The following is a 24605-nucleotide window of genomic DNA, read 5'->3' as shown; positions in this document are numbered from 1 at the left end:
ATAATATCCACCCGCCCCCCACACATAAAAAAACAAAAATACTCGCCCCCTGCTTATTTTTTTTAAAACCCACTCGACGTAGACCTGGTCGGTGTCGCCCCCCCCCCGACCGGCTTCGGCGGCCTCAGCCGGTGCCGGTGTGAGGAGCACTGCCAACAGACCGAGACAGCTGAGCCACCGGATCATCGCCACCCCCAGGTTGGATTCTCACAACCCAGGGTAGGCGAGGTGTTACTGATTGACTACTCAGACGGTGAGTTGGCCGAAGCGGAGCATGCCGGTGGCGGCGTCCTGCTCCGGCGGGAGGTAGACGCGCTGGATGGCGACGACGATCGCCTCCGCGATGACGTCCCGGAACGCCGGGTCGGCCAGACGTGCCGAGTCGTGCGGGTTGGTGACGTACCCGATCTCCAGCCGCACCGCGGGCATCTTGGTCCGGCGCAGCAGGTCCCAGGTCTTGGCGTGGGTACGGCAGTTCAGCAGGTCGGTCCGGGCGACGATCTCGCGCTGCACCAGGCCGGCGAACTGCTCGCCGACACTCGACGAGGCCCCGTGCAGGTCGTTGCCGTAGAAGTACGTCGCGACGCCCTGCGCCTCCGGGTTCATCGAACCGTCGGCGTGCAGCGAGACGCACAGGTTCGCGTCGGTCTCGTTCGCGAACGCGGCCCGCGCCAGCTCGTCCGGCCCCTGATCCCGTCCGCGCGAGAGATACGCCCGTACGCCGGTGGCGCCGAGCCGGCCCTCGATCCGGGCGGCCAGGTCGTACGCGATGTCGGACTCGCGCAGGCCGTAGCCCTCCCAGCCGTAGTCGAAACCACCGTGGCCCGGGTCGATCACCACGGTCTTGCCGGACAGCCGCGGCCCGGCGGCGCGCACAGCCTCGCGGGCCCGCAGCGCGTCCGGTCGTCCGCCGGTCGCCATCGGGCGGATCCGCTGCAGCGCCTTGAACGTCGACGGGCCGCAGGTGCCGTCCGCCGGGAGGCCCATGTTGCGCTGGAACTCGGTGACTGCACGCTGAGTGTCGGCGGCGAAGATGCCGTCGATCCGGGCGACCGCGAACCCGAGCTCCTGCAGCTTGGCTTGCAGGCTGAGTACGTCGTCACCGCTCAGCGGATGCGTCGGGACGTACGTCAGCAGCCGGTCACCCAGCCGCCAGCGCGCGTCGTCGATCGCACGGTACGTCTGCGGGCCGACGATCCCGTCGATCATCAGTCCGCGTTGCTGTTGGAACCCCCGGACAGCATGCGCCGTCGCTTCGTCGTAGACGTCGTGACCGCCGGTCAGCAGCCCGAGTCTCTGCAGCTTGCCGACGATCTCGGCGACCGCCTCACCGCTGTCGCCGATCCGGTACACGCCGTGCGGGGTTTCCATCAGGACTTGCTCCTTGCGGGTGTGGCTGACAACTCAGGCAACTCAGGCGGTGAAGTCAGCCAGCTCCTTGAGCAGCGCCGCCTTCGGCTTGGCGCCGACGATGGACTTGGCCAGCTCACCGTTCACGTAGACGTTGATGGTAGGGATACCGGTGACCCGGTAGTTGCTCGGGGTGACCGGGTTCTCGTCCACGTTCATCTTCAGGAACGTGATCTTGTCGCCGTGGTCCTGCGCCAGCTCCTCGAGGATCGGGGACACCTGGCGGCACGGGCCGCACCACTCGGCCCAGAAGTCCACCAGGACCGGCTTGTCGCTCTTCAGCACGGTCTGGTCGAACTCGGCGTCGGTGACGGCGTTCATCTTCTCGCCCACGGGCGTATCTCCTTCAGTGATGTGTGAGGTTCAGACAGAGACGGGCTCGGTGGCCGCGGCGGCCGTCGCGTGCGCGGCGTCCTCCAGCGTGGCCAGGTAACGCTCGGCGTCCAGCGCCGCCGCACAGCCGGTGCCGGCCGCGGTGATCGCCTGCCGGTAGGTGTGGTCCACCAGGTCGCCGGCGGCGAACACGCCGCGCAGGTTGGTCTCGGTGCTGTCCTGCTTGACCAGCACGTAGCCCTCGTCGTCCAGGTCGACCTGGCCCTTGACCAGCTCCGAGCGCGGGTCGTGGCCGATCGCGATGAACAGGCCGGTGGCCGGCAGCTCGCGGGTCTCGCCGGTGACGGTGTCCTTCAGCGTCAGGTGGGTCAGCTTGTCCTCGCCGTGGATCGTGTCGACCGCCGAGTTCCACTGGAACTCCAGCTTGTCGTTGGCGAACGCGCGGTCCGCCATGATCTTCGAGGCACGCAGCTCGTCGCGGCGGTGCACCAGGTGCACCTTCTTCGCGAACTTGGTCAGGAAGGTCGCCTCCTCGACGGCGGAGTCGCCACCGCCGACGACCGCGATCTCCTGGTCGCGGAAGAAGAAGCCGTCACAGGTCGCACACCAGGACACACCGTGCCCGGACATCCGCTCCTCGTCCGGCAGGCCGAGCTTGCGGTACCCCGAACCCATGGCCAGGATCACGGCCTTGGCGCGGTGCTCGGTGCCGGCCGAGTCGGTGACCACCTTGATGTCGCCGGTCAGGTCGACCTTGACGATGTCGTCCGGGACCAGTTCGGCGCCGAACCGCTCGGACTGGGTGCGCATCTCGTCCATCAGCGCCGGGCCCATGATGCCCTGCGAGAAGCCGGGGAAGTTCTCCACCTCGGTGGTGTTCATCAGCGCGCCACCGGCGGTGACGGAGCCTTCGAAGACCAACGGCTCCAGCGCGGCGCGCGCGGCGTACACCGCGGCCGTGTAACCCGCCGGGCCGGAGCCGACGATGATGACGTTGCGAACTGTGGTGGAGTCGCTCATTCAGGCGTTCCTCGTGTCGTCGAGACAGTGACGTCGTACTCAACGGATCCTAGAGGCCGACCATTCCCACGGTACCCAGGAGAGGGCCGCCGTACCGCATCTGGTGTCAGCGGTTGCGCAGGGTCACCGAGGTGTCGTAGAACGACGACGCGACGCCGCTCGGCTGGTCACATCCGGTGACCGCGAAGATCTGGATCTCGCGGGGCGACCCGCCCTGCAGGCCGACGATCGTGGCCCGCCGGCCGTCGATCTTGGCGGGCTGGACCAGCCGGACGCTCGCGTTCCCCCGGGTGGCGGCGAACGCGTTGGCGCAGGCCTGCTCGCCGGCCGAACCGTGCAGGATCGCGCCCGGCGTGTGGTCGAGCCACTTCTGCGTCTGCTGAGCCAGGTTGCCGGTGGTGGTCGTCACCGCGTCCGTCGGCGGGGTGCTCTGGTCGGTGTTCGCGGCGCCCTCGTTCGCCTGGTCCTTGGTGGCGAACACGACGCCGACGCCGATCGCGGCGACCAGCACGACACCGGCCGCGGCACCGAGCAGCTTCGGCAGGTGCCGGCGTGGCTCCTCGCGGATCTGGGCCAGCGAGTGCACACCGACCGTGGACGCGCGCAACACCGACTCCGACACCAGTACGGCGTCCAGGTGCTCGGCGACGTCGGCCGGCATCGGGATGTCCTCGCGGCCCTCCTCGGCGAGGTCGGAGGACAGTTGCAGCAGCGCGTCGTACGTCTGCTGGCACTCGGGGCATGCCTTCACATGCTCACGAGCGCTGTGCGCCTCGGTGGCGGGCAGCAGGTTCTCGATCAGGTCGGCGATCGTGTCCGTGTCCAGGTGCTCGAGGTGCTCACTGGTCGGCAGACCGGATTCGGTCATCGGGGGCTCGCCTCCCGTCGCTGGGTGCGCGGCCGTAGCAGCGTGGTCATAAGAGAACTCCGGTCGAAGGCATCAGTCTCTCGGTCGCCAGAGGCAGGCGACTTCGCTTCGACGGTGTACCCGCTCATTCGGTTCCCACCGCTTCCGCGGCGGACTTTTCCGGTACGTCGGACGCTCGGGTGGTCTGCCAGTGGCGCAGCAACGGGAGCAGTTTGGCCCGGCCCCGGGCACAACGCGACTTCACCGTGCCGGGGGCGCAGTCCAGGATCGAGGCGGCTTCCTCGATCGAGTAGCCCTCCATGTCGACCAGGACCAGCGCGGCCCGCTGGTCCTCGTTGATCTGCTTCAGCGCGTTCAGCACGTCCAGCCGGCGCTCCCGGACCTCGGCCGGGTCGTCCTCGGTCGGTCCGGCCAGCTCGGCGGCCCGGTCCTCGTCCTCCGGCAGCGGGTCGGCGGCGCGCACCTGGCGGCGGCGGATCCGGTCCAGACAGGCGTTCACCACGATCCGGTGCAGCCAGGTGGTCACCTTGGCGTCGCCGCGGAACGAGTCCGCCCGCCGGAACGCCGAGATGAACGCCTCCTGCAGCGCGTCGGCCGCTTCCTCGGGCTCGCCGAGGGTGCGGATCGCGACTGCCCACATCCGGTCCCGGTGCCGCTTGACCAGGAACCCGAACGAGTCCGGGTTGCCGGCCACGTGCATCCGGAGCAGCTCGTGGTCGTCCAGCTCGTCGTAGCTGGCCGGACCGCTCTGGGCAGGCTGCGTCGCGCCTGGTACCGGTTCGTCCGCGCCGATGCGCGGGACGTCCGGCCGGGGCGGCGGATTGCCCGAGTCCACGTGAGCGGTCATTTCTGGATCGTGACCTCCGAGATGGTGCCCCGGTACTTGCCACCGTCGTCCTTCGGCAGCTTCGTCAGCCACACCAGCACGTACTGCGTCTCGGTGCCTGCCGAGGGGGTAAGGGTCACCGTACCCTCGGGCTGGTCCTCCTTGGTCGCGACCGCCTTCCAGTCGTCGATCGTGCTCGGCGACTTGGTCGCGTCACCCACCGGGACCATCAGCTGCACGCTCGTGCCGTCACCCTGCAACCCGACCGCCACGCTCGACACCGGCGTCTTCGCGCCGAGGTTGTAGATGATCCCGACGCCCGGCTTCAGGCCACCCAGGTTCGGCCGGCTGTACGACATCGTCGTCCAGGTCGTGCTGGGGTCGCCGTCGTAGGTGTTCGAGACGTCCTTCGGGTGCTCGGTCTTGTCGCCGTCCGGGTCGAAGTCCTTGGCGCCCGCGATCGTCGCCTTGCCGCCGGTGGTCGCCGACGGGGTGGTGCTGGTCTGCGGCGGTGCGCTCGACTTGGTGCCGCTGTCGCCACTGCCCTGGTCGTTGTTCATCGCGCCCTTGAGCAGGAACTGCGCCATCGCGATCACCGACAGCAGCGCCAGGATGGCGAGCAGGATCAGGATCCGGCCGCCCCAGCCGCCCTTCTGCTTCGGCTCGTCGCGGCGCCGGCCGTTGCCGTTCGGCGGCGCCGGCTGGCGGCGGACCGGACGGGTGTCGGTCGACGGTTCGTACGCCGGCTGCGGCGGACGGTACCCGTTCGGCTCCGAGTCGTACCCCGGCTGCGGCGTCGGGTCGAGCGCCGGCGGCGCGGCCTGCGGCACCACCTGGGTGGCGTCGTCGATGCTGCCGTTCTGCCGGCCCTGAACGGTCTCGTCCATCTGGTTCGGCGGCTCGTGCGAGCTGCCGACGACACCGGACAGCGCCGCGGACAGGCCGGCGGCGCTCGTGATCGGCGGCGCGTGGTGCCGCGGCGGGTCGCCGAGCAGCCGGTCGCAGATGTCGTCCAGCGAGCGTGGTACGCCGGCGCGCACCTGCCGCGGGCTCAGCAGGCGACCGTGCTCGACGGGCGCGGGCTGGAGCCCCCAGGCCGGCGCCGGGCCCGGCCAGCGGCCGGTCAGCGACGCGAACAGCAGCTCGCCGAGCGAGTGCACGTCCTCCTCGGGTGAACCCGCGCCGGACGAGCGCAGCGCCGCCTCGGTGGCGACGCCGACCACCTTGATCGCGCCGGCGTCGGTGACCACGACGGTCGCCGGGCTGATCGCGCCGTGCGCGAAGCCGGTGCGGTGCAGGTTCTCGAGGGCTTCGGACACCTCACGCGCCAGCCAGCCCGCCTGCTGGCCGGTCAGCGGCCCGCTGCCGAGCATTCGCTCCAAGGTCCGGCCGCCGGCCCATTCGCGGACGCAGTACGTCACGCCGTCGTGCATGTCGCAGTCGAGCACCCGGAGGAAACGCGGATCGTTCGCCGCGGCGGCCCGGCGGGCGGCATCGAAGAGCTGGTTGGTCCGCGGGTCGCCGACCGGCAGCACGTCGACGACGACGGCCCGGCTGAGGACCTCGTCCACGGCTCGCCACACCCGGGCACCGTCGATCTCCGCCAGCAACTCGGCGATCCGGTAGCGCCCGGCCAGTAAGGCACCAGGGCTCACGGTCTGGTTCGACACGGTGTCTTTCGCCCTCCTAGATGCCCCAGCGGCCTGATCGCAGCCCCCATGCTAGTGCCTCGTCAAGAAACGCTGAGCGTGCTGAGCGTCTCATGACGAGACACATGCCCCCTGACCTGACAAGTGGTGCACGAATGCACAAGCGTCCAGGATCAGCGCCCGATCGGCAGCTTCGATGTGACCATGGACACCACGTCGTTGACTTCGTGGATACGGAGTACCCGCGACACGGCGGCGTACACCGGCAGCATCACGACGGCCGCGACGACGAGTTCGAGGAGCGCGCCGATCGGTCCGGACCAGTCGATCGCCAGGCTCAGCACCCAGATCACCACCCGGCCCGCGCCGGCGCCGGCCACCGCCGCGATCACCATCGCGAGCAGCGGCAGACCGATCCCGGCACCCGGCACGCGCGGGACCCTGCGGCGCAGTACCGGCCGGGAGATCAGGACGGCGACCAGGTACGCCAGTGCGTACGCCGCGCCGAGCATCACGCCGCTGAACCGCAGGTGCGCCTGGTCGAGCAGCACCCGGACCCCGATCACGGCCGCCGCGATGTTGGTTGCCGCGATCACGCACTGCAGGAAGAACGGTGTCCGGGTGTCCTCGAAGGCGTAGAACGTGCGGAGCTGGAAGTACTGGATGGTGAACGGGACGATGCCGAGCGCCAGCGTCATCAGCGTGTACGACATCAGCGTCAGGTTGTTCTTACCCGAGCCGTACCCGGCGATCAGCGTCACGATCGGGTAGGCGAAGGCGATCATCGCGGCCGCCGCCGGGACCACGATCGCCAGCGTCTGGCGGATCGACCGGGCGGACATCCTGCCCACCTCGGCGGTGTCGCCGTCGGCCGCGAGGGCCGACATCTGCGGCAGCGCGGCGGTCGCGAGCGAGACCGTGACGATGCCGTGCGGCACCAGGATGATCAGCATCGCGGTGCTGTACGCGAACAGACCTGCCTTCGCGCCGGGGTCGTCCGAGGCGCTACCGGCGATCGCCAGCTGCGTGACGACGACCAGCGTCACCTGGTTCACCGCGACGAAGAGAACGGTCCAGAGGCCCAATCGGGCAGTGTGTCCCAGACCGGTACCGCGGAGGCCGAACTTCATCCGGTACCGGTGACCGCTCATCCGCAGGTACGGCAGCAGCACGAGCAGCTGGATCGCGATCCCGAGCGTGTGCCCGAGTCCGAGCAGCAGCTCCTCACCGTGGCTGTACGTCGGGGGGTTGTCGCCGACCCGGTAGATCAGCAGGAAGATCACGATCGACGCGCAGGCGACGATGTTGTTCGCGATCGGCGCCCACATCATCGGGCCGAACCGGCGGCGCGCGTTCAGCACCTGACCGACCAGCACGAACGCGCCGTAGAAGAAGATCTGCGGCAGGCAGAGCCGGACGAACATCACCATGTTCGCCTTCTCGGTCACCCGGGACGGGTCGTGCAGCTCCTTCGGCAGGTACAGCTCCGCGATCGCCGGCGCGAGCAGCACGCAGGCGACCGTGACGGTCGCGAGGACGACGAAGCCGAAGGTGAGCACCCGGTTGGTGAAGTCCTGGCCGCCGTCGTCGTGGTTCTTGATCGCGCGGACCAGCTGCGGGACCAGCACGGTGTTGAAGACGCCACCGGCCAGCAGGATGTAGAGGCTGTTCGGGATCGTGTTCGCGGCGGTGAAGATGTCGCCGCGCAGCGCGGTGCCGATGGCGGCCGCGAGCAGGGCGATCCGGATGAATCCGAGCAGGCGGGACAGCACCGTTCCGGCTGCCATCACCGCCGCGGATCGCAGGGTGCGGTCAGCCATCCTTCGAACCGACTCCTTCTTTCAAGGTGGTGTCCTCGGCCGCTGCCGCCTCCGGCGCGGTGGCTTCGGGTACGCCGTCCCCGGCCGCCTCCGCCGTCTCGGGAGCGTCCTCGCCCTCGGCGGTGTCTCCACCGGCTGCGGTCTCTGCGGTCTCTGCGGTCTCTGTGGTCGGGTTGCGGCGCTCGCTGCGGATCCGGCGGTAGATACGGACCAGCGACGTACCGAACAGCAGGGCGCAGGCGGCGCCGACCAGGATCCAGCCGACGCTGCCGTACTGGCTGGCCTGGATCAGCAGCTCCTGGGACCTGCCGACCGGCTTGCCGCCCGCGGTGATCACCTGGGCGTTGGCCCGGATCAGACCGTTCTGCTCGGCGCTCGCGGTGATCCGCGGGGTCCACTTCTGTCCCGGCGCGAGGACCGCGGTCGGGAGCTGCTTGATCTTCAGGTCGGACCGGTTCGCCGCGGTGACCGCGATGCCGACCCGGATCGACTTGTCGGTGTCGTTGGTGATCGTCAGCGGGAACGTGCCCTTGCTGCCCGCCAGGTTGACCTTGATCTCCTTGCGGAGCCCGTTGTCCACGCTGGCGTTCACCAAATGCACCTTGCCGAGCTGCTGGTTGACCGAACCGAGCTCGATCGCGGTGAAGTGCCGGGCCTCTTCCGGATACCCGTTCCAGCCCAGCGACACCGAGCGCAGCCGGGCGTAGGTCATCACTTCCGGCAGCGAGTTCTCGTCGACCAGCAGGTTCTGCATGGTGCTGGTCGCCTCGTCGAGCTGCCGGATCCCGTCCAGCTGGTTGTCGGTGAGTACGCCGTTGCTGCGCGGAGCCGTCGGCGCCTTGGTGGTCGGCGGCTTCGGGGTGGCCGCCACGACCGCGGCGACGTCGGTGGCCTTGATCCACGGCAGCGCCAGGTCGTGCGCCAGCTCCGCGGTGGCCGTCCCGTCACTGTCCCAGCCGCGCGGCGGGAGTACGACGACCGACGCGTTCCCCGTGCCGCTCGCGGCGATCAGGGCGGTCTCGGCCGCGAACCGCTGGCGGACCTGGAGCGGGCTGGTGGCGGTGTCCGGGTCCGGGCCGCCGTTGGTGAGGGACGAGTCCGCGATGACCGTCCGGACCGCGCTCTTGGTGCCTCCTGGCGTCAGCACGTCGTACACCGGGTTCGACGTCAGGACCGGGCGGGTGGCGGCGGACCAGGAGGAGCTGCTGACCAGGTTCAGGTCGTTGTCGCTGACGCCGGCGAAGCCGCCGGACGCCTCGGACAGGTAGCGGCTGGCGGCGGCGCCGCCCTCGAGCCACAGGCCGTTGGTGAAGCTGGGCGGCAGGAAATAGCCGGAGGTGGTCTTGCGGGCCTCCGCGACGAGTCGCCGCAGCGGTTCGCCGGTGTCCAGCAGTCCGGCCACGTCGGGGTCGCCGAACGGCAGCAGTACGACCTGGTTGCGGGTCCGGCTCGCGTCGAACTCCTTCAGCCAGGCGGTGGCGGTCGCCTGTCCGCTGCCCGGCTTGGTCTGGCCGTTGTCGCCGACGACGACGTACCCCTTCGCCATCTGGCGGACCTCGTTGAGCATCGCCGGATCGACCAGCCAGGTCACCTTGCTCTGCTTGCCGAGTGCGAGCAGCCGGCCCAGCGAACCGTTCGGTCCGAGTGAGCTGGCCAGCGAGTCGTTCGCGAAGTTCTGGCCGCCGAGCTGCGTCGGCCGGTGCCGCAGCGGTACGACGAGGGCGGTGTTGACCGTGCGCTTCAGCGGTTGCGGGCCGAGCACCGGCATCAACGTGCGGGCGCGACCGGCCATCACGCGATCGCTGTTCGACGGCTTGCCGCGGAACGTGACGCCGACGACGTACGCGCCGGTGTCGTCGGCGATCCGCCATTCCTTCCACGGCACGGTGAGCGTGAACTCGACCGTTTGCTTGGGGGCGAGCGGCTGCTCGAAGGGCCGGAAGGTCTGCGGGTCGTTGGTCAGGTTCTTGCAGCTGTCCCGGTCGTTCAGCGGGATGTTCTGCTCGGCGGAGACCGCGTCGATGGCCGCCGTGCTGGCCAGCCGGGTCCGGTCGATACAGGCAAGCGCTTGCGGGTCGTCGAACGTCACCGAACTGGTGTTCGTCACCCGGCCCTTGATCGTGACCGTGTCGTTCGGCTTCGGGGCGACCGGTCCGAACGAGTCGATGGTGACCTGGACGGTCGGCTCGTCGACCGGCGCCGCACTCGCCGGAACACCGAGAGTCGCTGCCGAAGCAGCAACCAGCAAGGAGGCGCCCGCCACCGCGGGGAGCCTCAGTCGCCGTCTGAACACGCCGTCACCGTAACCTAGTTCCCCGTGTCACCCTTTGCCGACCAGTCAGCCTCCGCCGGATCGTTGCCCGCTGTGCAGCGGCGAGCCGTCCAGGCGTTGCTGGAACTTGCCCCGGTGGTCGACGAGCTCGGCCACCGGTTCGCCGACGCCGGCCACGAGATCGCCCTGGTCGGCGGTCCTGTCCGGGACATTCTGCTCGGCCGGGGGAGCAAGGATCTGGACTTCACCACGTCAGCGCACCCGGACGTGATCGAGCGGTTGCTGTCCGGCTGGGCGGACCATGTCTGGGACATCGGCAAGGCGTTCGGCACCATCGGTTGTCGTAAGGGTGAGTGGGTCCTGGAAATCACGACCTACAGGTCGGAAACCTACGATCCCACCTCGCGCAAACCGGAGGTGGCCTACGGCGACAGCCTGGAGGGCGATCTGGCCCGCCGGGACTTCGCGATGAACGCGATGGCGGTGCGCTTGCCGTCGCGGCAGTTCGTCGACCTGTACGGCGGTATCGAGGACGTCGCGCACAAGAGGATCCGCACGCCGGGGACCCCAGAGGACTCGTTCTCCGACGACCCGCTGCGGATGATGCGTGCGGCCCGGTTCGCGGCGCAGCTCGGGTTCACGCCGGATCCCGCGGTGGTGACGGCGATGAAGGCGATGGCCGACCGGATCACGATCGTGTCCGCCGAGCGGGTCCGCGACGAGCTGGAGAAGCTGATCAGCGCCGACCACCCGCGGGTCGGGCTCGACCTGCTGGTCACCACCGGACTCGCCAAGCACGTGCTGCCGGAGCTGCCCGCGCTGCGGGACGCGGAGGACGAGCACCATCGGCACAAGGATGTGTACCAGCACTCACTCACCGTCCTCGACCAGGCGATCGATCTCGAAACACGTCTGTCTGTTCCGACGCCCGATTTCGTCGTTCGGTTCGCCGCGCTCATCCACGACATCGGGAAACCGAAGACGCGGAAGTTCGAGGGTGAACGGAAGGTGACGTTCCACCACCACGACGTGGTCGGCGCGAAGCTGGCCCGGAAGCGGATGAAGGCGCTGCGGTTCAGCAACGAGCAGATCGACCAGGTCAGCAAACTGATCGAGCTGCACCTGCGCTTCCACGGGTACGGCGACGGCGAGTGGACCGATTCCGCCGTACGCCGCTACGTCCGGGATGCCGGCGACCAGCTGGAGCGCCTGCACGTCCTCACCCGCGCCGACTGCACGACCCGGAACCGGCGGAAGGCCGAGTCGCTACGGGTCGCGTACGACGACCTCGAGGCCCGGATCGCGCGGTTGCAGGAGCAGGAGGAGCTCGACGCGCTCCGCCCCGACCTGGACGGCAACCAGATCATGGAGATCCTCGGTATCCCGCCGGGGCGCGAGGTCGGCCAGGCGTACAAGTTCCTGATGGACCTGCGCCTCGACGAAGGACCGCTGGGCGAGGAGCGAGCCCGCGAGGCACTGCTCCGCTGGTGGTCCGAGCGCTCCTAGATCTCTTGCGGGGTCTGGGACGCGTAGGCCTTCGCGATCACCTCGGCCGACTCGCGGTGATCGGCGTACGACACGCTGTCGATCGACGCGACCGGTAGCGCCGGGTCGATCGAGTTCGTCAGGTACGCCGCGTCGTACGTCGTGAGCTCGGCGAGTGGGACCGGGACGGTCTCGAAGGAATCCAGGCCGCGTTGCAGCACCTGTTGGCGGATGCCGGGGAGCGCGGGAGCCGACGGGAAGACGATGTGCGGGCCGCGGGCGAAGCAGATGTTCCAGATCGAGCCTTCGGAGATCTCGCCGGATCGCGTCGTGAAGAGCGCATCGTCGTACCCCTCGTGTGCGGCCCGGTGCGCGTAGTAGGTGAGGTCGAACGTGCCGGTGTGCTTGAGGTGGGGGACGGCGCGCTCGTGCTGGAAGGTGCGCAGCCGGAGCGGTCGGGTGCCCGGGGTGACCGGTGCGCCCACGCGGGTGAGCAGGTGGAGCCGATGAGTGGCGAAGACGTTGACGCGGAGGGACGGGTCGCCGGACTGCGCCTGGTCCAGCGCGGCCCTGAGATCGGCGCGGACGCGCTCGGCCGGCAGCGGTTCGCCGAAGACCTCTCGGGTACTGCGGTCCAGACGCTCGAAGTGCAGGTCGAGGCCGTCGACCTGACCGTCGCGGACCTGCAGCGAGGTGAAATGGCCGAAACTGGTTGCACGCAGCAACACCGGATCGACAGTTCGCAACAAGGCCCCGTCGAGCAACAGGAAGTCGTCCACGAGCACTAGTCTCGCGCCGTGGACGTGTGGAGCATCATCGGGTGGGGTGGATCCGCGCTGGTCGTGGTGTCGTTGCTGCAGACCCGGATCCTGCGGTTGCGGGTGCTGAACCTGATCGGTTGCGTGATCCTGGTCGGTTTCAACGCCGCCGTCGGCGTCTGGCCGATGGTCGGCATGAACGCGGTGCTGGCGGTCATCAATGTCGTGCACCTCTGGCGGCTGCTGCGGCACCGGCACGACGCGGCGGAGTACCTGGTGCTGCCGGTGCACGAGTCCGACGCGTACCTGAGCTATGTCCTCGAGCAGCATCAGAAGGACATCACGCGGTTCAACCCCGGCTTCACGGCCGGTGCGAGCCCGTACGCGTTCCTGGTCCAGCACGGTGACCGCACCGTCGGCGTCGTCCTCGCGCACGACGCGGGCGCCGGCCGGGCGCAGATCGATCTCGACTACGTGGTGCCGAAGTACCGCGACTTCACGCCGGGCGAGTTCGTGTACCGGCGCAGCGAGGTGTTCACCGACCAGGGCTTCCGGCAGGTCCTCGCGCCACCCCGGATGCGCGAGTCCACGCCGTACCTGAAGAACCTCGGCTTCCACCGCGACGGCGACGACTTGGTCCTGAACCTCTAGAGGTCTTTGGCGTAGCAGAGCGAGGCGACCTCGTTCTCGAACGGCGGGTACGGCGGCGTTGGGCCGTACCCGTGGTTCGTGTAGAGCGCGATCGCCTCGACCTGCTTCGTCCCGGTCTCGAGCCGCAGCCGGGTCATCCCGCCCGTTCGCGCCGCCGCCTCGACCGCGTCCAGCAACACCCGCGACAGCCCCCACCCGCGGGCGGACGGGGTGACGTACATCCGTTTGATCTCACCGAGTCCGGGCGAGACCGGTTGCAGGCCGACACAGCCGACCGGCGCTCCGTCCAGGGCCAGCAGCGTGAACGCGATGTCCGGGTGCAGAGCGACCAGCGGCTGGTCCGCGCCGTACATCGCCGCGAGCTCGGCCTGCTGCGCGGTGGTCAAGGCCAGGACGTCCGGGTCGGTCGGCGTCGCCGCGCGCAGTTCCACTCCCTCGATCACCATGCCGTCGGACGGTAGCAACACGGCATGACGCTCCTGTTTCCGTTTCCTCTCGCGCCTGGGGGAGGCGTGAGATCCATGGTCTGATGGGCGCGTGAGGTCGCTCGAAGCAGTCGCCGCAGGTGTCCGGGCCGGTGCACTCGACCCGGTCGAACTGGTCGAGGATGCGTTGGCACGGGCGAGTGACGCTGCCGCGCTGAATGCCGTCGTACACCTCGATGTCGAGGGTGCACGCAAGGCTGCGGCCGCTCATGACCGGAGCGGTGCGCTGGCCGGCGTACCCGTGCTCGTGAAGGAGATCGTCGAGGTCGAAGGCCTCCCGTACCGCTGCGGCTCCGCGTCGATGGACGAGACCGGCCAACAGGACGCCGAGGTGGTACGTCGCCTGCGCGCGGCCGGAGCGATCGTGATCGGGCTGTCGCACACCCACGAGTTCGCCTACGGCTGCACCGGTACGTCCAACCGCGTCGGACCGTGCCGGAACCCGCATGACCCGTCGCGGATGACCGGTGGCTCGAGTTCGGGGTCTGCGGCTGCAGTGGCGGCCGGTGTGGTGCCGTTGGCGATCGGTACGGACACTGCGGGGTCGGTGCGCATCCCTGCGGCGTTGTGCGGGGTTGTCGGGTTCAAACCGACGTACGACGCGCTGCCGGTCGACAGGGTGTTTCCGCTGTCGCAGAGCCTTGACCACGTCGGCGTGCTCACGCGGACCGCAGCTGATGCGGCCTATGCGCTGAGCGCGCTGGGCGGGCTGGGGGCGTTTGAGGTTCGGGAGCCCCGCCTGGGTGTTGTAGCGAACCCGGAGTACCTGCAGCTCACTCCTGAGGTCAGCCGTGCGTGGTCGGCCCTCATAGAGAGCCTTGACGTCGTCGAGGTGCAGTTGCCCGACTGGTCGGACAGCTTCGTCACCGCCGCCAATGTGCAAGGTCCGGAGGCAGCGGCCAACCACCGTGGCCGCTCTCTGGATCGCTACCAACCTGATGTGCGGCAGCGGCTGCGTGAGGCTGCACAGGTGCAGCCGGCCGACTACGAGCTCGCGAAGCATCATGCGGTAGCCATCACCGCGGAAGTGGACGCTGTGCTGCAGCAGGTCGACGCCGTACTCCTGCCGACCGTCCTTGCTACCGCACCCCTTATTACTGCCGCCGACACCGCGGACGGCGGGCTGGAGGTACGCAAGCAGCTGCTGAACAACACGCGCCTGGCGAACCTCACCCGGCACGCGGCCGTCAGCCTGCCGATTCCGGCTGACAGCCTTCCGGTGGGTCTCCAGGTCATTGCTGCGAGCAACGAACAAGCGGCCGCGGTGACGTGCTGGATCGAGGCTCAGCGCTAGATCCCGCCTGCTGGTACTCCGCGGCTCGACAGGTCCTGTCAGTTCGCGCGCAGGCGGTTAGCGCGGCTGCGGAGGTAGCGCTGCTCAGGTGTGTTGGTGGTCAGCTTGGCCGCTGTCAGGTAGGTCGCCACGGCCTCGTCGTGATCGCCTCGGAGCTCGAGCAGATGGGCTCGGACGGCGTGATAGCGGTGCTGACGAGTGGCCCTGGGATCGGCCGAAAGCGTGTCCAGCAGTGACAGGCCGGCCGCGGGCCCGTGGACCATCGCGGTCGCGACGGCACGGTTCAGGCGGACGACCGGACCCTCGAGCAGCGGCTCCAGCAAGTTGTACAGGGCAAGGATCTGTCGCCAGTCGGTGTCTGCCGCAGTCGGTGCCTCGCTGTGGACCGCGGCGATCGCTGCCTGCAACTGATATGGCCCGAGTGGCGTCGTACGCATCGCCCAAGTGACCAGCTCGGTGCCCTCGGCAATCGCTGCCTGGTCCCACAGCGATCGGTTCTGCTCGTCCAACGGAACCAGCGCGCCGTCGCTCGTAGTCCGCGCCGTCCGCCGGGCGTCGGTCAGCAGCATCAGCGCGAGCAACCCCGCGACCTCACCGTCCTCCGGCAACTGCTCGCGCAGCATCCGCGTGAGCCGGATCGCCTCGCGGGCCAGTTCCACCCGGCCGAGCTCCCCACCCGCGGTACTCGTGTACCCCTCGTTGAAGATCAGGTACAGAACCTGCAAGACCGAATCCCAGCCGTCAGGCTCCGCTCGCCGGAACGGCTGGCCGCGCAGCTTCTGCTTCGCGCGGCTGATCCGCTGCCCGATCGTCGCCTCGGGCGTGAGCAGCGCCGCCGCGATCTCGCTCGTCGTCAGACCGCCGACGGCCCGCAGCGTCAACGGGATCTGCGACCCGACCGGGAGCGCGGGATGGCAGCACAGGGACAGGACGGTCAGCGAGTCGTCGTACCCACTGACCGGTTCGGGCGCGAGGTCCGGCGTACGGACGACGTCCTCGCGCCGGCGTCGCGCCTCCTCGTTGCGGAGCAGGTCGATCAGCCGGCGTGAGGCGACCCGGATGAGCCATGTGCGCGGCTCGTCCGGGACGCCGTTCGCCGGCCACTGCTCTGCCGCGACCAGCAGCGCTTCCTGGACCGCGTCCTCGCAGGTCTCGAAGTGCCCGTACCGACGGACCAGCGCGCCGAGGACCTGCGGCGTCAGGCTGCGCCACAGCTCCTCCATGCTCAGTTGTCCGGCCGCAGGTCCTCGGGGCCGGCCATGATCGGCCGGACCTCGACCGTGTCCCCGACCGCCTCGACGATCCGGTGGGCGATCGCCATCGCCCGGTCGTGACTGTCGCAGTCCACGATCGCGAAGCTCGCGAGCACTTCCTTCGACTCCGCGAACGGTCCCTCACTCGCGACGGGCCCGGCGTCGGTACGGCGTACCGTCCGGCTCAGGGCGGGATGCGCCAGACCTTCCGTCCCGAGCAACTCCCCGCTCGCGGTGAGCTCGGCCGCCAGGTCCTCGTAGAACTTGCACGCCGCGATGAACTCCGGACTGTTCACGTCCACCGTGTCCCAGCCCGACTGGTCCCCGTAGGCCAGCATCAGGTACTTCATGTCGGTCTCCTCCCTCAGGCCGCGCTGCGGACCATCGTTGCGTGGTACCCGCCACCTGGGTACACCCAGTCTCCGGTGAGCCGGTCGCCGTCCGCGGAGAAGCTCCCCTTGAAGTGGCCCGGCGAGCCCTTGAACCCGCCCCAGATGGTGAGCTCGTCACCGGACAGCTCGTACACGTAGTCGAGCGTGTTCCCGTCGGCGTCGTACACCCGCGACTTCACCTCGGTGCCACGCTCGCCACCGAACGGGTGCTCGTACCCGATGATCTCGGTCATCCGGACCTCGTGACCGTCGTGGTCGAGCCGTCCACGCTGGACCAGGAAGTGCCCGCCGTCCATCCACTCGAAGGTCGTCGTACCGCTCGCGCCGCCGGAGACCTCCCAGGTGCCGACCAGGCGGCCGAGTCGCTGCAGTTCGTTCGTCATGTCCGTTCCTTCCTCTCTGGTTGCTGCTACCTCGAAGCTGGAAGGCGGGTTTCGACAGCTGGCTTTGTCCAGATTTGAACCGAAGGCAGTGCGCGAAACGGCTCGGTTGTGGCAGCTTTTAGACATGAACCTTCGGATTGGCATCGCCGGGATCGCCATCGAGTCCAGTACGTTCTCGCCGCACCGCGCCGGCCTCGCGGATTTCGACGTACGGCGTGGGGACCATCTGCTGGAGCGGTACGAGTTCCTCGCGAAGGACTGGGCGCAGGGCATCGAGTGGGTCCCGCTGCTGCACGCGCGGTCGCTGCCCGGCGGCGCGGTGCTCCCGGAGGTGTACGACGACCTCTCGGCCGAGATCATCACTCGCCTCGAAGGCGCCGGTGACCTGGACGGGTTCTTCTTCGACATCCACGGGGCGATGAGCGTGGTCGACCGCCAGGACGCCGAGGCGGACCTCGCCACCCGGATCCGGACGGTGCTCGGCCCCGACGTCCTGATGTCGGCGTCGATGGATCTGCACGGGAACGTCTCCCGCGAGCTCGGTACGGCGGTCGACCTGATCACCTGTTACCGGATGGCGCCGCACGAGGACGCGATGGAGAGTCGCGAGCGCGCGCTGCGGAACCTGGTCGAGCGGCTGCGGTCGGGGCTGGGGAAGCCGGGGAAGGCGTGGATCCAGGTGCCGGTGCTGCTGCCCGGCGAGAAGACGTCAACGCGGTTGGAGCCGGCGAAGTCGATTTATCACCGCGTCGGCGAGATCGCGGACGAGCCCGGCGTACTGGATGCTGCCGTGTGGGTCGGGTATGCGTGGGCCGACGAGCCGCGGTGCCGGGCCGCCGTCGTCGTCACCGGTGACGACGAGGCGCTGATCACCGAGCGCGCCAACGAGCTGGCCCGTCTGTACTGGGAGGCTCGCGACGGGTTCGAATTCGTCGCGCCCACTGGAACCTTGCACGAGTGCGTCGAGGCGGGTCTCGCGAGCACGGCGCGTCCGTTCCTGATCAGCGACTCCGGCGACAACCCGACCGCCGGGGGCGCCGACGACACGTCCTGGACTCTGGCCGAGCTGCTCACGATCGAGGAGCTCACCTCCGGTAAGGCGACTGCCATCCACGCGAGCATCGTCGACGCCGAAGCCGTCGCCGCGTGTGTCGCGGCGGGCGTCGGCAATCCCGTACAGGTCGCCGCCGGCGGCAAGGTCGACTCCGGACCGGCAGGCCCCGCCGAGATGTCCGGCACCGTCTTCTCGATCTCCGAGGACCCGGTCGGCGGAACGACCGCCGTCGTCCAGGTCGGCGGCCTGCACTCGATCCTCACCAGCCGCCGCAAGCCGTACCACCACATCGCCGACTTCACGCTGCTCGGCCTCGACCCCGCGTCGACGGATCTCGTCATCGTGAAGATCGGGTACCTGGAGCCCGAGCTCTACAACCTCGCGGCCGACTGGCTGCTGGCGCTGACCCCCGGCGGCGTGGACCAGGACCTGCTCCGCCTGGGCCACCACGGCGTACTGCGCCCGTTGTTCCCGTTCGACCCCGACATGGCGGATCCGGACCTGACGCCTGAACTTCTGCCCGCCTCGGGTAACTGACGCGGGAGCTACAGCTTGCGGAGGAGGTGGAGGGCCTCGATCGAGTGATCGATCAGGTATTCGGCGGTGTACGGGCGGTCGTCCTCGGGGAGGCCCGACCACTCGATCGCGAGGTCCTCGGCGTACGAGAGCCAGGCGTGGATCCGGAGGTACTCGCGGGACGTCGGTTCGTCGGCGACCTCGGGGGTGCCGATGTAGGTGAGGACGCGCTTGGTGAGGCCCGCGCGCGTCTCGTCGTACACCTTGACGGCGAAGTCGTCGCCGCCGGCGGCACCGCGGACGAAGGAGATGTACGCCGGACGCCGGCGCGCGATGAACGCGACGAACTGGATCAGCATCTCGCGCAGCTGCTGCTCGGGGGCGAGCTCCTCGTCCGGCTTGGTGACCCGCAGCAGGCGCCGGCCGGCCGCGGAGATCACCGCGACGTAGTAATCGCGCTTGCTCGGGAAGTAGTGGAAGAGCAGGCCGCGGGAGATCCCCGCCTCCGACGCGATCGCGTCGATCGACAGCTCATGGATCGGCTTGTCACGAAGCATCATCAGGCCGATCTTGACCAGCTGCTTCTTGCGGTCATCCGCTGACAGTCGGTGATCCATGCTATTGAGCATTGCTTAGACGCTGAGCTACGGTCAAGGCGAGGGAGAGGAGTCTTGATGGGGTTCGAACCTTCGGCCCGGGCTCAGGACCTGATCGTGCGCGTAGAAGCCTTCCTGCGCAACGAAATCGAGCCGGTCGAGGCAGAGCTGCACAGTGCGATCCGGGCCGCCGGTGACCCCTGGCAGCCGCAGCCGATGATCAAGGAACTGCAGACGAAGGCCCGTGCGGCCGGCCTGTGGAACCTGTTCCTGCCGCCCGCCGAGCCGGGCAACGAGCAGTACGGCGAAGGTCTGAGCAACCTCGATTACGCCCCGATCGCGGAACTCACCGGCCGGTCGTTCATCGCGCCGTACATCTTCAACTGCAACGCGCCGGACACCGGGAACATGGAGGTGCTGCTCCGCTACGGCAACGACGAGCAGCGCAAGCAGTGGCTGGAACCGCTGCTGGACGGCACGATCCGCTCCGCGTTCTGCATGACCGAACCGGATGTCGCCTCGTCGGACGCCACCAACATGGAGGCGACCGCGGTCGTCGACGGTGACGAGGTCGTGGTGAACGGCCGCAAGTGGTGGAGCACCGGCGTCGGTCACCCCGACTGCGAGCTCCTGATTTTCATGGGTCTCACCAATCCTGACGCGCACCGGTACGAGCGGCACACGATGGTCCTCGTCCCGCGCGACACCCCAGGCGTGAAGGTCGAGCGGCTGCTCCCCGCGATGCACCGGTACGACGAGCCGCACGGCCACGGCGAGGTTTCGTTCACCGACGTCCGGGTGCCCGCCGCGAACATCCTGGTCGGACCGGGACGGGCGTTCGAGATCGCACAGGGCCGGCTCGGACCGGGACGGGTGCACCACTGCATACGCCTGGTCGGCCTGGCGGAGAAGGCCCTCGAGCTCGCGCTGGAGCGCGGTACCAGCCGGTCGGCGTTCGGTAAGCCGCTGGTCAATCTTGGTGGAAACCGCGAGCGGATCGCGGACGCACGGATCGCGATCAACCAGGCGCGGCTGCTCGTCTTGCAGACGGCGTACCTGCTGGACACGCAAGGGCTCGCGGGCGCGTTGAGCGAGGTCAGTCAGATCAAGGTCGCCGTACCGCGGATGGCGCAGGACGTCATCGACATGGCGATCCAGTTGCACGGTGGCGGCGGACTGTCGGACGACTTCCCGCTGGCGGCCGCCTGGACGAGCGCCCGCGCGTTGCGCCTGGCCGACGGCCCCGACGAGGTGCATCGTGGAGTCATCGCCAAGATCGAGTTGGCGTCGTATCTCGCCGCAGCGCAGGAGAGCAAGTGAGTCGGGTCCTCGTCACGGGTGCGGCCAGTGGGCTCGGTGCCGCGCTGGCCGCCCAGTTCGTTGCTGAGGGCCACCAAGTGTTGTGCACCGACGTGTCCGCGGACGGCCCGGACAGCGGTACGGCGTACCTGAAGCTCGACGTCCGTCAGCCGGAGGACTGGGATGCCGCGGTCGCCTGGTGCGAGCAGAACTGGGGTGGCCTGGACATCCTGGTGAACAACGCGGGCATCGCGTCCGGCGGCCGGATCGACGTCGAGACCCTGGACGAGTGGGACCGGATCGTCGACATCAACCTGATGGGTGTGGTCCGCGGCTGTCGCGCGTTCACCCCGCTGTTCAAACGGCAGCGCTCCGGACACATCGTGAACACCGCCTCCGCGGCAGGGTTGGTCCACCCACCGATGATGAGCTCGTACAACGCGGTCAAGGCCGGCGTGGTCGCGCTGTCCGAGACGCTGTCGCACGAGCTCTCGCCGTACGGCGTGACGGTCTCGGTGGTCTGCCCGTCGTTCTTCCGGACCAATCTCGCCGACTCGATCCGCGGCGCGGACACCGCGATGGGTGCCACCGCGCGGCAGCTGATCGAGAAGTCGCCACGGTCGGCGGACGACATCGCGGCCGCCGTACTCGCCGGGATCAAGAAGAAGAAGCGGCTGATCATCCCGGACCGGCCGGCACAGATCGCCTGGCGGACGAAGCAGTTCGCGCGGCCGCTGTACGACCGGCAGATGCGGAAGATCGCCGAGCGGGCCCGGCAGCGCGCCGAGGGTCAGGATGGTTGATGGCGCGCGGGAGGTCCGCGCGGAGGACGCGTTCGACGTGCCCGCGATGGACACCTGGCTGCGTGCCCGGACCGAACTGCCGGCCGGACTTCCCGAGGTCAAGCAGTTCTCCGGTGGCGCCTCCAACCTGACCTACCTACTGCGGTACGACGGCCACGAGCTGATCCTGCGGCGCCCGCCGGCCGGGACGAAGGCGAAGAGCGCGCACGACATGGGTCGTGAGTTCCGCATCCAGAAGGGCCTGAAGCCGGTCTTCCGGTACGTCCCCGAGATGGTTGCGCACTGCAACGACGACGCGGTGATCGGTTCCGAGTTCTACGTGATGGAGCGGGTCGTCGGCACCATCCCGGGGCATCACGCGCTGGGCGTCGACCTGACCGCGGAGCAGACCCGCCAACTCGGCTTCACGCTGATCGACACCCTCGCCGAACTGCACGCGGTCGATCCCGAGGCGGCCGGTCTGTCCGACCTCGGCCGGGGCGCCGGGTACGTCGAACGCCAGGTCACCGGCTGGTCCGATCGCTACCGCAAGGCCAAGACCTGGAACGTGCCGAGCTACGAACGCGTGATGGCGTGGCTCGCCGCGCATCAGCCGGCCGACGTCCGGACCTGCGTGATCCACAACGACTTCCGGCTCGACAACGTCGTCCTCGCGCCGGACGATCCGCTGCGCGTGGTCGGCGTACTGGATTGGGAGCTGGCCACGCTCGGCGATCCGTTGATGGATCTCGGTAGTGCGCTCGCGTACTGGGTGCAGGCCGATGACGACTGGGCGTTCCGCCGGTTCCGGCTGCAGCCGTCGGATGTGCCGGGGATGCTGACCAGAGCCGAGATCGTGGAGTACTACACGAAGCGGTCGGGGATCGAGCCTGGCAACTGGGCGTTCTACGAGGTGTTCGGGTTGTTCCGGCTGGCGGTGATCGCGCAGCAGATCTACTACCGCTACCACCACAAGCAGACCGGGAACCCGCGGTTCAAGAACTTCTGGCTCCCGGTCAACCTGCTCGAGCGGCGCTGCCGCAAGATCATCCGGCAGGCGTGAGTGGCCGTCATCTATCTGGTCCGGCACGCCCAGGCGTCGTTCGGCGCGCGCGACTACGACAAGCTCTCTGCTGTCGGCGAGCAACAGGCTGAGCGGCTGGGGCAGACGTTGGCGGACGTGCAGGCGGATCTTGTCGTGTCGGGCTCGATGCGCCGGCATCAGCAGACCGCGTCGCTGGCCGGTTTCACCGCGGAGGTCGATCCGGGGTACGACGAGTTCGATCACCAGGAGGTGATCGTGGCGCACAAGCCGGCGTACAAGCGGCACGCCGTGATGGTGGCCGACCTGGCGAAGGGCGGTCGTCCCCAGCGGGCGTTCCAGGAAATGTTCACCGCGGCGACGCAGCGCTGGATCGACGGTGGTGACGGGTACACCGAGTCGTTCACCGCGTTCTGCGAGCGGTCCGAGTCCGCGGTACGGCGTACCGCGGAACGGCTCGGGAAGGGCGAGACCGCGCTCGTGTTCACGTCCGGCGGGCCGATCGCCGCGGTGGTGAGCTGGCTGCTGTCCGGCGGCGACGGGCTGTGGGCCAAGCTGAACCCGGTGACGATCAACACCGCGATCACCAAGGTGGTGTCGGGGCGCGGCGGGCTGACTGTGGTGAGCTACAACGAACACGTCCACCTCGGCGCCGACCTGCTCACGTACAGATAAGGACTCCCGATGCGACGGAACATCCTGATCACCGGAGCCAGCTCCGGCCTCGGTGCGGAGATGGCCCGGCAGTTCGCGGCGAAGGGCCACGACCTGGCGCTGACCGCGCGCCGGACCGAGCGGCTGAAGGCGCTCGAGGCCGAACTGACCGAGCGTTATCCACAGATCAAGATCGTTATCCACAGCCTGGACGTGACCGATCACGACCAGGTGTTCGAGGTGTTCCGGGCGATCGACGCCGAACTGCCCCTGGACCGGATCATCGTGAACGCCGGCCTCGGCAAGGGCGCACCACTCGGCACCGGCCGGTTCGACGCGAACCGGGAGACCGCGCTGACCAACTTCGTCGGCGCGCTCGCACAGGTCGAGGCGGCGATGGAGCTGTTCCGGGCGCGGAACGCCGGACACCTCGTACTGATCGCGTCGGTCTCCGGGCTGCGCGGGTTCCCCAAGACAGTCACGACGTACGCCGCCACGAAGGCCGGGCTCGCGTCACTCGGTGAAGGGCTGAGACTGGAGCTGCTCGGGAAACCGATCAAGGTCAGCACGATCTACCCCGGCTACATCCGGTCGGAGATGAACGAGCGGGTGAAGAACACACCGTTCATCGTCGACACCGAGCCTGGGGTACGGGCGATGGTGGCCGCGATCGAGGCGGAGAAGGCGAAGGCGTACGTCCCGGCGTGGCCGTGGGTTCCGCTGGCCCAGGTGATGCGGTTCGCGCCGCTGCCGCTGCTGAAGAAGCTGATCTGATTGCGCTGGGGGCTGACGGTCCCGCTGACCGGCGTACCACTGCGGGAGCACCGGGATCTGATCTCTGAGCTGTTCTCGCTCGGGTACACCGATCTGTGGTCGGCGGAGGTGGCGGGTGCGGACGCGTTCACGCCGCTGGTGCTCGCGTCCGAGTGGGACGCACAGTTGCGGTTGGGGACGGCCGTCGTACCGGTGCACACGCGGGGGCCGGCGGCGCTCGCGATGAGTGCCGCGGCGTTGGCGGACCTCGCGCCCGGGCGGTTCGTGCTCGGGATCGGGGCGTCGTCCGAGACGATCGTGACCGGGTGGAACGGGATCGCGTACGACCCGCCGCTGGCGCGGACCCGCGACGTCCTGCGGTTCCTGCGGCAGGCGTTCGCGGGGGAGAAGGTCGACGGGGAGTTCGACAGTTTCACCATCAACCGGTTCCGGCTGGAGAAGGCGCCCGACGTACCGCCCGCGATCATGCTCGCGGCGCTCCGCCCACAGATGCTCCGCCTCGCCGCCCGCGAGGCCGACGGGGCGATCACCAACTGGCTCTCCGCGGACGACGTCCGCCGGGTCCGCGCCGAACTCGGGCCCGACAAGGAACTCGCCGCCCGCATCTTCGTCTGCGTCACCGAAGACGCCGACATGGCCCGCAACATCGGCCGCTACCTGATCGCGACGTACCTCACGGTCCCCGGCTACGCCGCCTTCCACGACTGGCTCGGCCGCGACGAGGCGATGAAACCACTGCGCGACGCCTGGTCCGCCGGCGACCGCAACGCCGCGATGGCCGCCGTACCCGTCGACCTCATCGACGACCTGATCGTCCACGGCACCCCCGACCAATGCCGAGCCCACATCAACCGCTACATCGAGAACGGCCTCGACACCCCCATCATCGCCACCCTCCCCACCCCCACCAACCCCCTCGAAACCGCCCGAGCCCTGGCCCCCTCCTAAAACGTCGGCGCGGGCGGGGCGTGTGCACGGTGTACGCTGTG

At 68.9% G+C, this 24605-nt stretch carries 24 protein-coding genes; 10 read left to right on the top strand and 14 right to left on the bottom strand.

Annotated features, from left to right (window positions below; all coding sequences use genetic code 11):
• Positions 1-246 precede the first annotated feature (246 nt).
• The 8 genes from ACWGID_RS11445 to ACWGID_RS11410 all read right to left on the bottom strand — a co-directional run bounded on the left by ACWGID_RS11445 (position 247) and on the right by ACWGID_RS11410 (position 10219).
• Entirely contained in the window at positions 247-1371 is a 1125-nt protein-coding gene (locus ACWGID_RS11445) for an N-acetylmuramoyl-L-alanine amidase (protein ID WP_452196334.1), read from the bottom strand.
• A 42-nt stretch (positions 1372-1413) separates the two neighbouring features.
• Positions 1414-1731, bottom strand: coding sequence for a thioredoxin (trxA, locus tag ACWGID_RS11440; RefSeq protein ID WP_452196466.1), 318 nt, complete (start codon positions 1729-1731; stop codon positions 1414-1416).
• Positions 1732-1773: 42 nt separating this feature from the next.
• Entirely contained in the window at positions 1774-2763 is a 990-nt protein-coding gene (gene trxB / locus ACWGID_RS11435) for a thioredoxin-disulfide reductase (RefSeq protein WP_452196333.1), read from the bottom strand.
• A 106-nt stretch (positions 2764-2869) separates the two neighbouring features.
• The gene (locus tag ACWGID_RS11430) at positions 2870-3631 is read right to left on the bottom strand and encodes an anti-sigma factor family protein (RefSeq protein ID WP_452196332.1); all 762 of its coding nucleotides are present in this window, start codon (positions 3629-3631) and stop codon (positions 2870-2872) included.
• A gap of 124 nt (positions 3632-3755) precedes the next feature.
• Positions 3756-4478 carry an RNA polymerase sigma factor SigM gene (gene sigM / locus ACWGID_RS11425; RefSeq protein WP_452196331.1) on the bottom strand — a complete coding sequence of 241 codons (723 nt, stop codon included), beginning with the start codon at positions 4476-4478 and terminating at the stop codon, positions 3756-3758.
• Positions 4475-6127, bottom strand: coding sequence for a protein kinase family protein (locus tag ACWGID_RS11420; protein WP_452196330.1), 1653 nt, complete (start codon positions 6125-6127; stop codon positions 4475-4477). The genes sigM and ACWGID_RS11420 overlap by 4 nt, the downstream gene beginning before the upstream one ends.
• A 152-nt stretch (positions 6128-6279) precedes the next feature.
• Positions 6280-7926, bottom strand: coding sequence for a murein biosynthesis integral membrane protein MurJ (gene murJ, locus ACWGID_RS11415; RefSeq protein ID WP_452196329.1), 1647 nt, complete (start codon positions 7924-7926; stop codon positions 6280-6282).
• The gene (locus tag ACWGID_RS11410) at positions 7919-10219 is read right to left on the bottom strand and encodes a hypothetical protein (protein WP_452196328.1); all 2301 of its coding nucleotides are present in this window, start codon (positions 10217-10219) and stop codon (positions 7919-7921) included. The genes murJ and ACWGID_RS11410 overlap by 8 nt, the downstream gene beginning before the upstream one ends.
• A gap of 24 nt (positions 10220-10243) precedes the next feature.
• Between ACWGID_RS11410 and ACWGID_RS11405 the strand changes: the two genes are divergently transcribed.
• Complete coding sequence (locus tag ACWGID_RS11405; RefSeq protein WP_452196327.1) at positions 10244-11704, top strand: CCA tRNA nucleotidyltransferase; 1461 nt, start codon at positions 10244-10246, stop codon at positions 11702-11704.
• On the opposite strand, the gene ACWGID_RS11400 is transcribed toward ACWGID_RS11405, so the two are convergent.
• Positions 11701-12462 (bottom strand): aminotransferase class IV, encoded by a 762-nt coding sequence (locus tag ACWGID_RS11400; protein ID WP_452196326.1) that lies wholly within the window; start codon positions 12460-12462, stop codon positions 11701-11703. The two genes, ACWGID_RS11405 and ACWGID_RS11400, sit on opposite strands and share 4 nt — an antisense overlap.
• Before the next feature lie 18 nt (positions 12463-12480).
• On the opposite strand from ACWGID_RS11400, the gene ACWGID_RS11395 reads away from it, so the two are divergent.
• Positions 12481-13092, top strand: a complete 612-nt coding sequence (locus ACWGID_RS11395) for a hypothetical protein (RefSeq protein ID WP_452196325.1) — start codon at positions 12481-12483, stop codon at positions 13090-13092.
• On the opposite strand, the gene ACWGID_RS11390 is transcribed toward ACWGID_RS11395, so the two are convergent.
• On the bottom strand, positions 13089-13538 hold the full coding sequence (locus tag ACWGID_RS11390) for a GNAT family N-acetyltransferase (RefSeq protein WP_452196324.1): 450 nt from the start codon (positions 13536-13538) through the stop codon (positions 13089-13091). The genes ACWGID_RS11395 and ACWGID_RS11390 overlap by 4 nt on opposite strands.
• A gap of 91 nt (positions 13539-13629) precedes the next feature.
• On the opposite strand from ACWGID_RS11390, the gene ACWGID_RS11385 reads away from it, so the two are divergent.
• Entirely contained in the window at positions 13630-14871 is a 1242-nt protein-coding gene (locus ACWGID_RS11385) for an amidase (RefSeq protein ID WP_452196323.1), read from the top strand.
• Between the two features lie 38 nt (positions 14872-14909).
• On the opposite strand, the gene ACWGID_RS11380 is transcribed toward ACWGID_RS11385, so the two are convergent.
• Genes ACWGID_RS11380 through ACWGID_RS11370 form a run of 3 tightly spaced genes read right to left on the bottom strand, consistent with a single transcriptional unit; the run spans position 14910 to position 16899 of the window.
• Complete coding sequence (locus ACWGID_RS11380) at positions 14910-16094, bottom strand: RNA polymerase sigma factor (protein ID WP_452196322.1); 1185 nt, start codon at positions 16092-16094, stop codon at positions 14910-14912.
• 2 nt (positions 16095-16096) lie between these two features.
• Positions 16097-16474 (bottom strand): YciI family protein, encoded by a 378-nt coding sequence (locus ACWGID_RS11375; RefSeq protein WP_452196321.1) that lies wholly within the window; start codon positions 16472-16474, stop codon positions 16097-16099.
• Positions 16475-16488: 14 nt separating this feature from the next.
• A complete protein-coding gene (locus ACWGID_RS11370; protein ID WP_452196320.1) occupies positions 16489-16899 on the bottom strand; it encodes a hypothetical protein in 411 nt (136 codons plus the stop codon).
• A 124-nt stretch (positions 16900-17023) separates the two neighbouring features.
• Between ACWGID_RS11370 and ACWGID_RS11365 the strand changes: the two genes are divergently transcribed.
• The gene (locus tag ACWGID_RS11365; RefSeq protein WP_452196319.1) at positions 17024-18490 is read left to right on the top strand and encodes a M81 family metallopeptidase; all 1467 of its coding nucleotides are present in this window, start codon (positions 17024-17026) and stop codon (positions 18488-18490) included.
• Between the two features lie 8 nt (positions 18491-18498).
• On the opposite strand, the gene ACWGID_RS11360 is transcribed toward ACWGID_RS11365, so the two are convergent.
• Positions 18499-19086, bottom strand: coding sequence for a TetR/AcrR family transcriptional regulator (locus tag ACWGID_RS11360; RefSeq protein WP_452196318.1), 588 nt, complete (start codon positions 19084-19086; stop codon positions 18499-18501).
• Positions 19087-19143: 57 nt separating this feature from the next.
• Between ACWGID_RS11360 and ACWGID_RS11355 the strand changes: the two genes are divergently transcribed.
• The 6 genes from ACWGID_RS11355 to ACWGID_RS11330 are packed head-to-tail and all read left to right on the top strand — an operon-like array spanning position 19144 to position 24564.
• The gene (locus ACWGID_RS11355) at positions 19144-20385 is read left to right on the top strand and encodes an acyl-CoA dehydrogenase family protein (protein ID WP_452196317.1); all 1242 of its coding nucleotides are present in this window, start codon (positions 19144-19146) and stop codon (positions 20383-20385) included.
• Entirely contained in the window at positions 20382-21167 is a 786-nt protein-coding gene (locus ACWGID_RS11350) for an SDR family oxidoreductase (protein WP_452196316.1), read from the top strand. Before ACWGID_RS11355 ends, ACWGID_RS11350 begins: the two co-directional genes overlap by 4 nt.
• Complete coding sequence (locus ACWGID_RS11345; protein WP_452196315.1) at positions 21160-22209, top strand: phosphotransferase family protein; 1050 nt, start codon at positions 21160-21162, stop codon at positions 22207-22209. The genes ACWGID_RS11350 and ACWGID_RS11345 overlap by 8 nt, the downstream gene beginning before the upstream one ends.
• The gene (locus ACWGID_RS11340) at positions 22210-22863 is read left to right on the top strand and encodes a histidine phosphatase family protein (RefSeq protein ID WP_452196314.1); all 654 of its coding nucleotides are present in this window, start codon (positions 22210-22212) and stop codon (positions 22861-22863) included.
• Positions 22864-22872: 9 nt separating this feature from the next.
• Complete coding sequence (locus ACWGID_RS11335) at positions 22873-23616, top strand: SDR family oxidoreductase (protein ID WP_452196313.1); 744 nt, start codon at positions 22873-22875, stop codon at positions 23614-23616.
• Positions 23617-24564, top strand: a complete 948-nt coding sequence (locus ACWGID_RS11330) for an LLM class F420-dependent oxidoreductase (protein ID WP_452196312.1) — start codon at positions 23617-23619, stop codon at positions 24562-24564.
• Positions 24565-24605: the final 41 nt, after the last annotated feature.

It is taken from the genome of Kribbella sp. NPDC054772 (assembly GCF_053611945.1).
Note: the sequence above shows the minus strand (reverse complement) of the source record. Positions and strands in the feature narration are given on the sequence as shown.

Bases quoted from the DNA above. Each gene is read 5' to 3' on its own strand.
- ACWGID_RS11445 (WP_452196334.1), bottom strand. From the start codon at position 1,371: ATGGAAACCCCGCACGGCGTGTACCGGATCGGCGACAGCGGTGAGGCG.
- trxA (WP_452196466.1), bottom strand. From the start codon at position 1,731: ATGAACGCCGTCACCGACGCCGAGTTCGACCAGACCGTGCTGAAGAGC.
- trxB (WP_452196333.1), bottom strand. From the start codon at position 2,763: ATGAGCGACTCCACCACAGTTCGCAACGTCATCATCGTCGGCTCCGGC.
- ACWGID_RS11430 (WP_452196332.1), bottom strand. From the start codon at position 3,631: ATGACCGAATCCGGTCTGCCGACCAGTGAGCACCTCGAGCACCTGGAC.
- sigM (WP_452196331.1), bottom strand. From the start codon at position 4,478: ATGACCGCTCACGTGGACTCGGGCAATCCGCCGCCCCGGCCGGACGTC.
- murJ (WP_452196329.1), bottom strand. From the start codon at position 7,926: ATGGCTGACCGCACCCTGCGATCCGCGGCGGTGATGGCAGCCGGAACG.
- ACWGID_RS11390 (WP_452196324.1), bottom strand. From the start codon at position 13,538: ATGGTGATCGAGGGAGTGGAACTGCGCGCGGCGACGCCGACCGACCCG.
- ACWGID_RS11380 (WP_452196322.1), bottom strand. From the start codon at position 16,094: ATGGAGGAGCTGTGGCGCAGCCTGACGCCGCAGGTCCTCGGCGCGCTG.
- ACWGID_RS11375 (WP_452196321.1), bottom strand. From the start codon at position 16,474: ATGAAGTACCTGATGCTGGCCTACGGGGACCAGTCGGGCTGGGACACG.
- ACWGID_RS11370 (WP_452196320.1), bottom strand. From the start codon at position 16,899: ATGACGAACGAACTGCAGCGACTCGGCCGCCTGGTCGGCACCTGGGAG.
- ACWGID_RS11365 (WP_452196319.1), top strand. From the start codon at position 17,024: ATGAACCTTCGGATTGGCATCGCCGGGATCGCCATCGAGTCCAGTACG.
- ACWGID_RS11360 (WP_452196318.1), bottom strand. From the start codon at position 19,086: ATGGATCACCGACTGTCAGCGGATGACCGCAAGAAGCAGCTGGTCAAG.
- ACWGID_RS11355 (WP_452196317.1), top strand. From the start codon at position 19,144: ATGGGGTTCGAACCTTCGGCCCGGGCTCAGGACCTGATCGTGCGCGTA.
- ACWGID_RS11345 (WP_452196315.1), top strand. From the start codon at position 21,160: ATGGTTGATGGCGCGCGGGAGGTCCGCGCGGAGGACGCGTTCGACGTG.
- ACWGID_RS11335 (WP_452196313.1), top strand. From the start codon at position 22,873: ATGCGACGGAACATCCTGATCACCGGAGCCAGCTCCGGCCTCGGTGCG.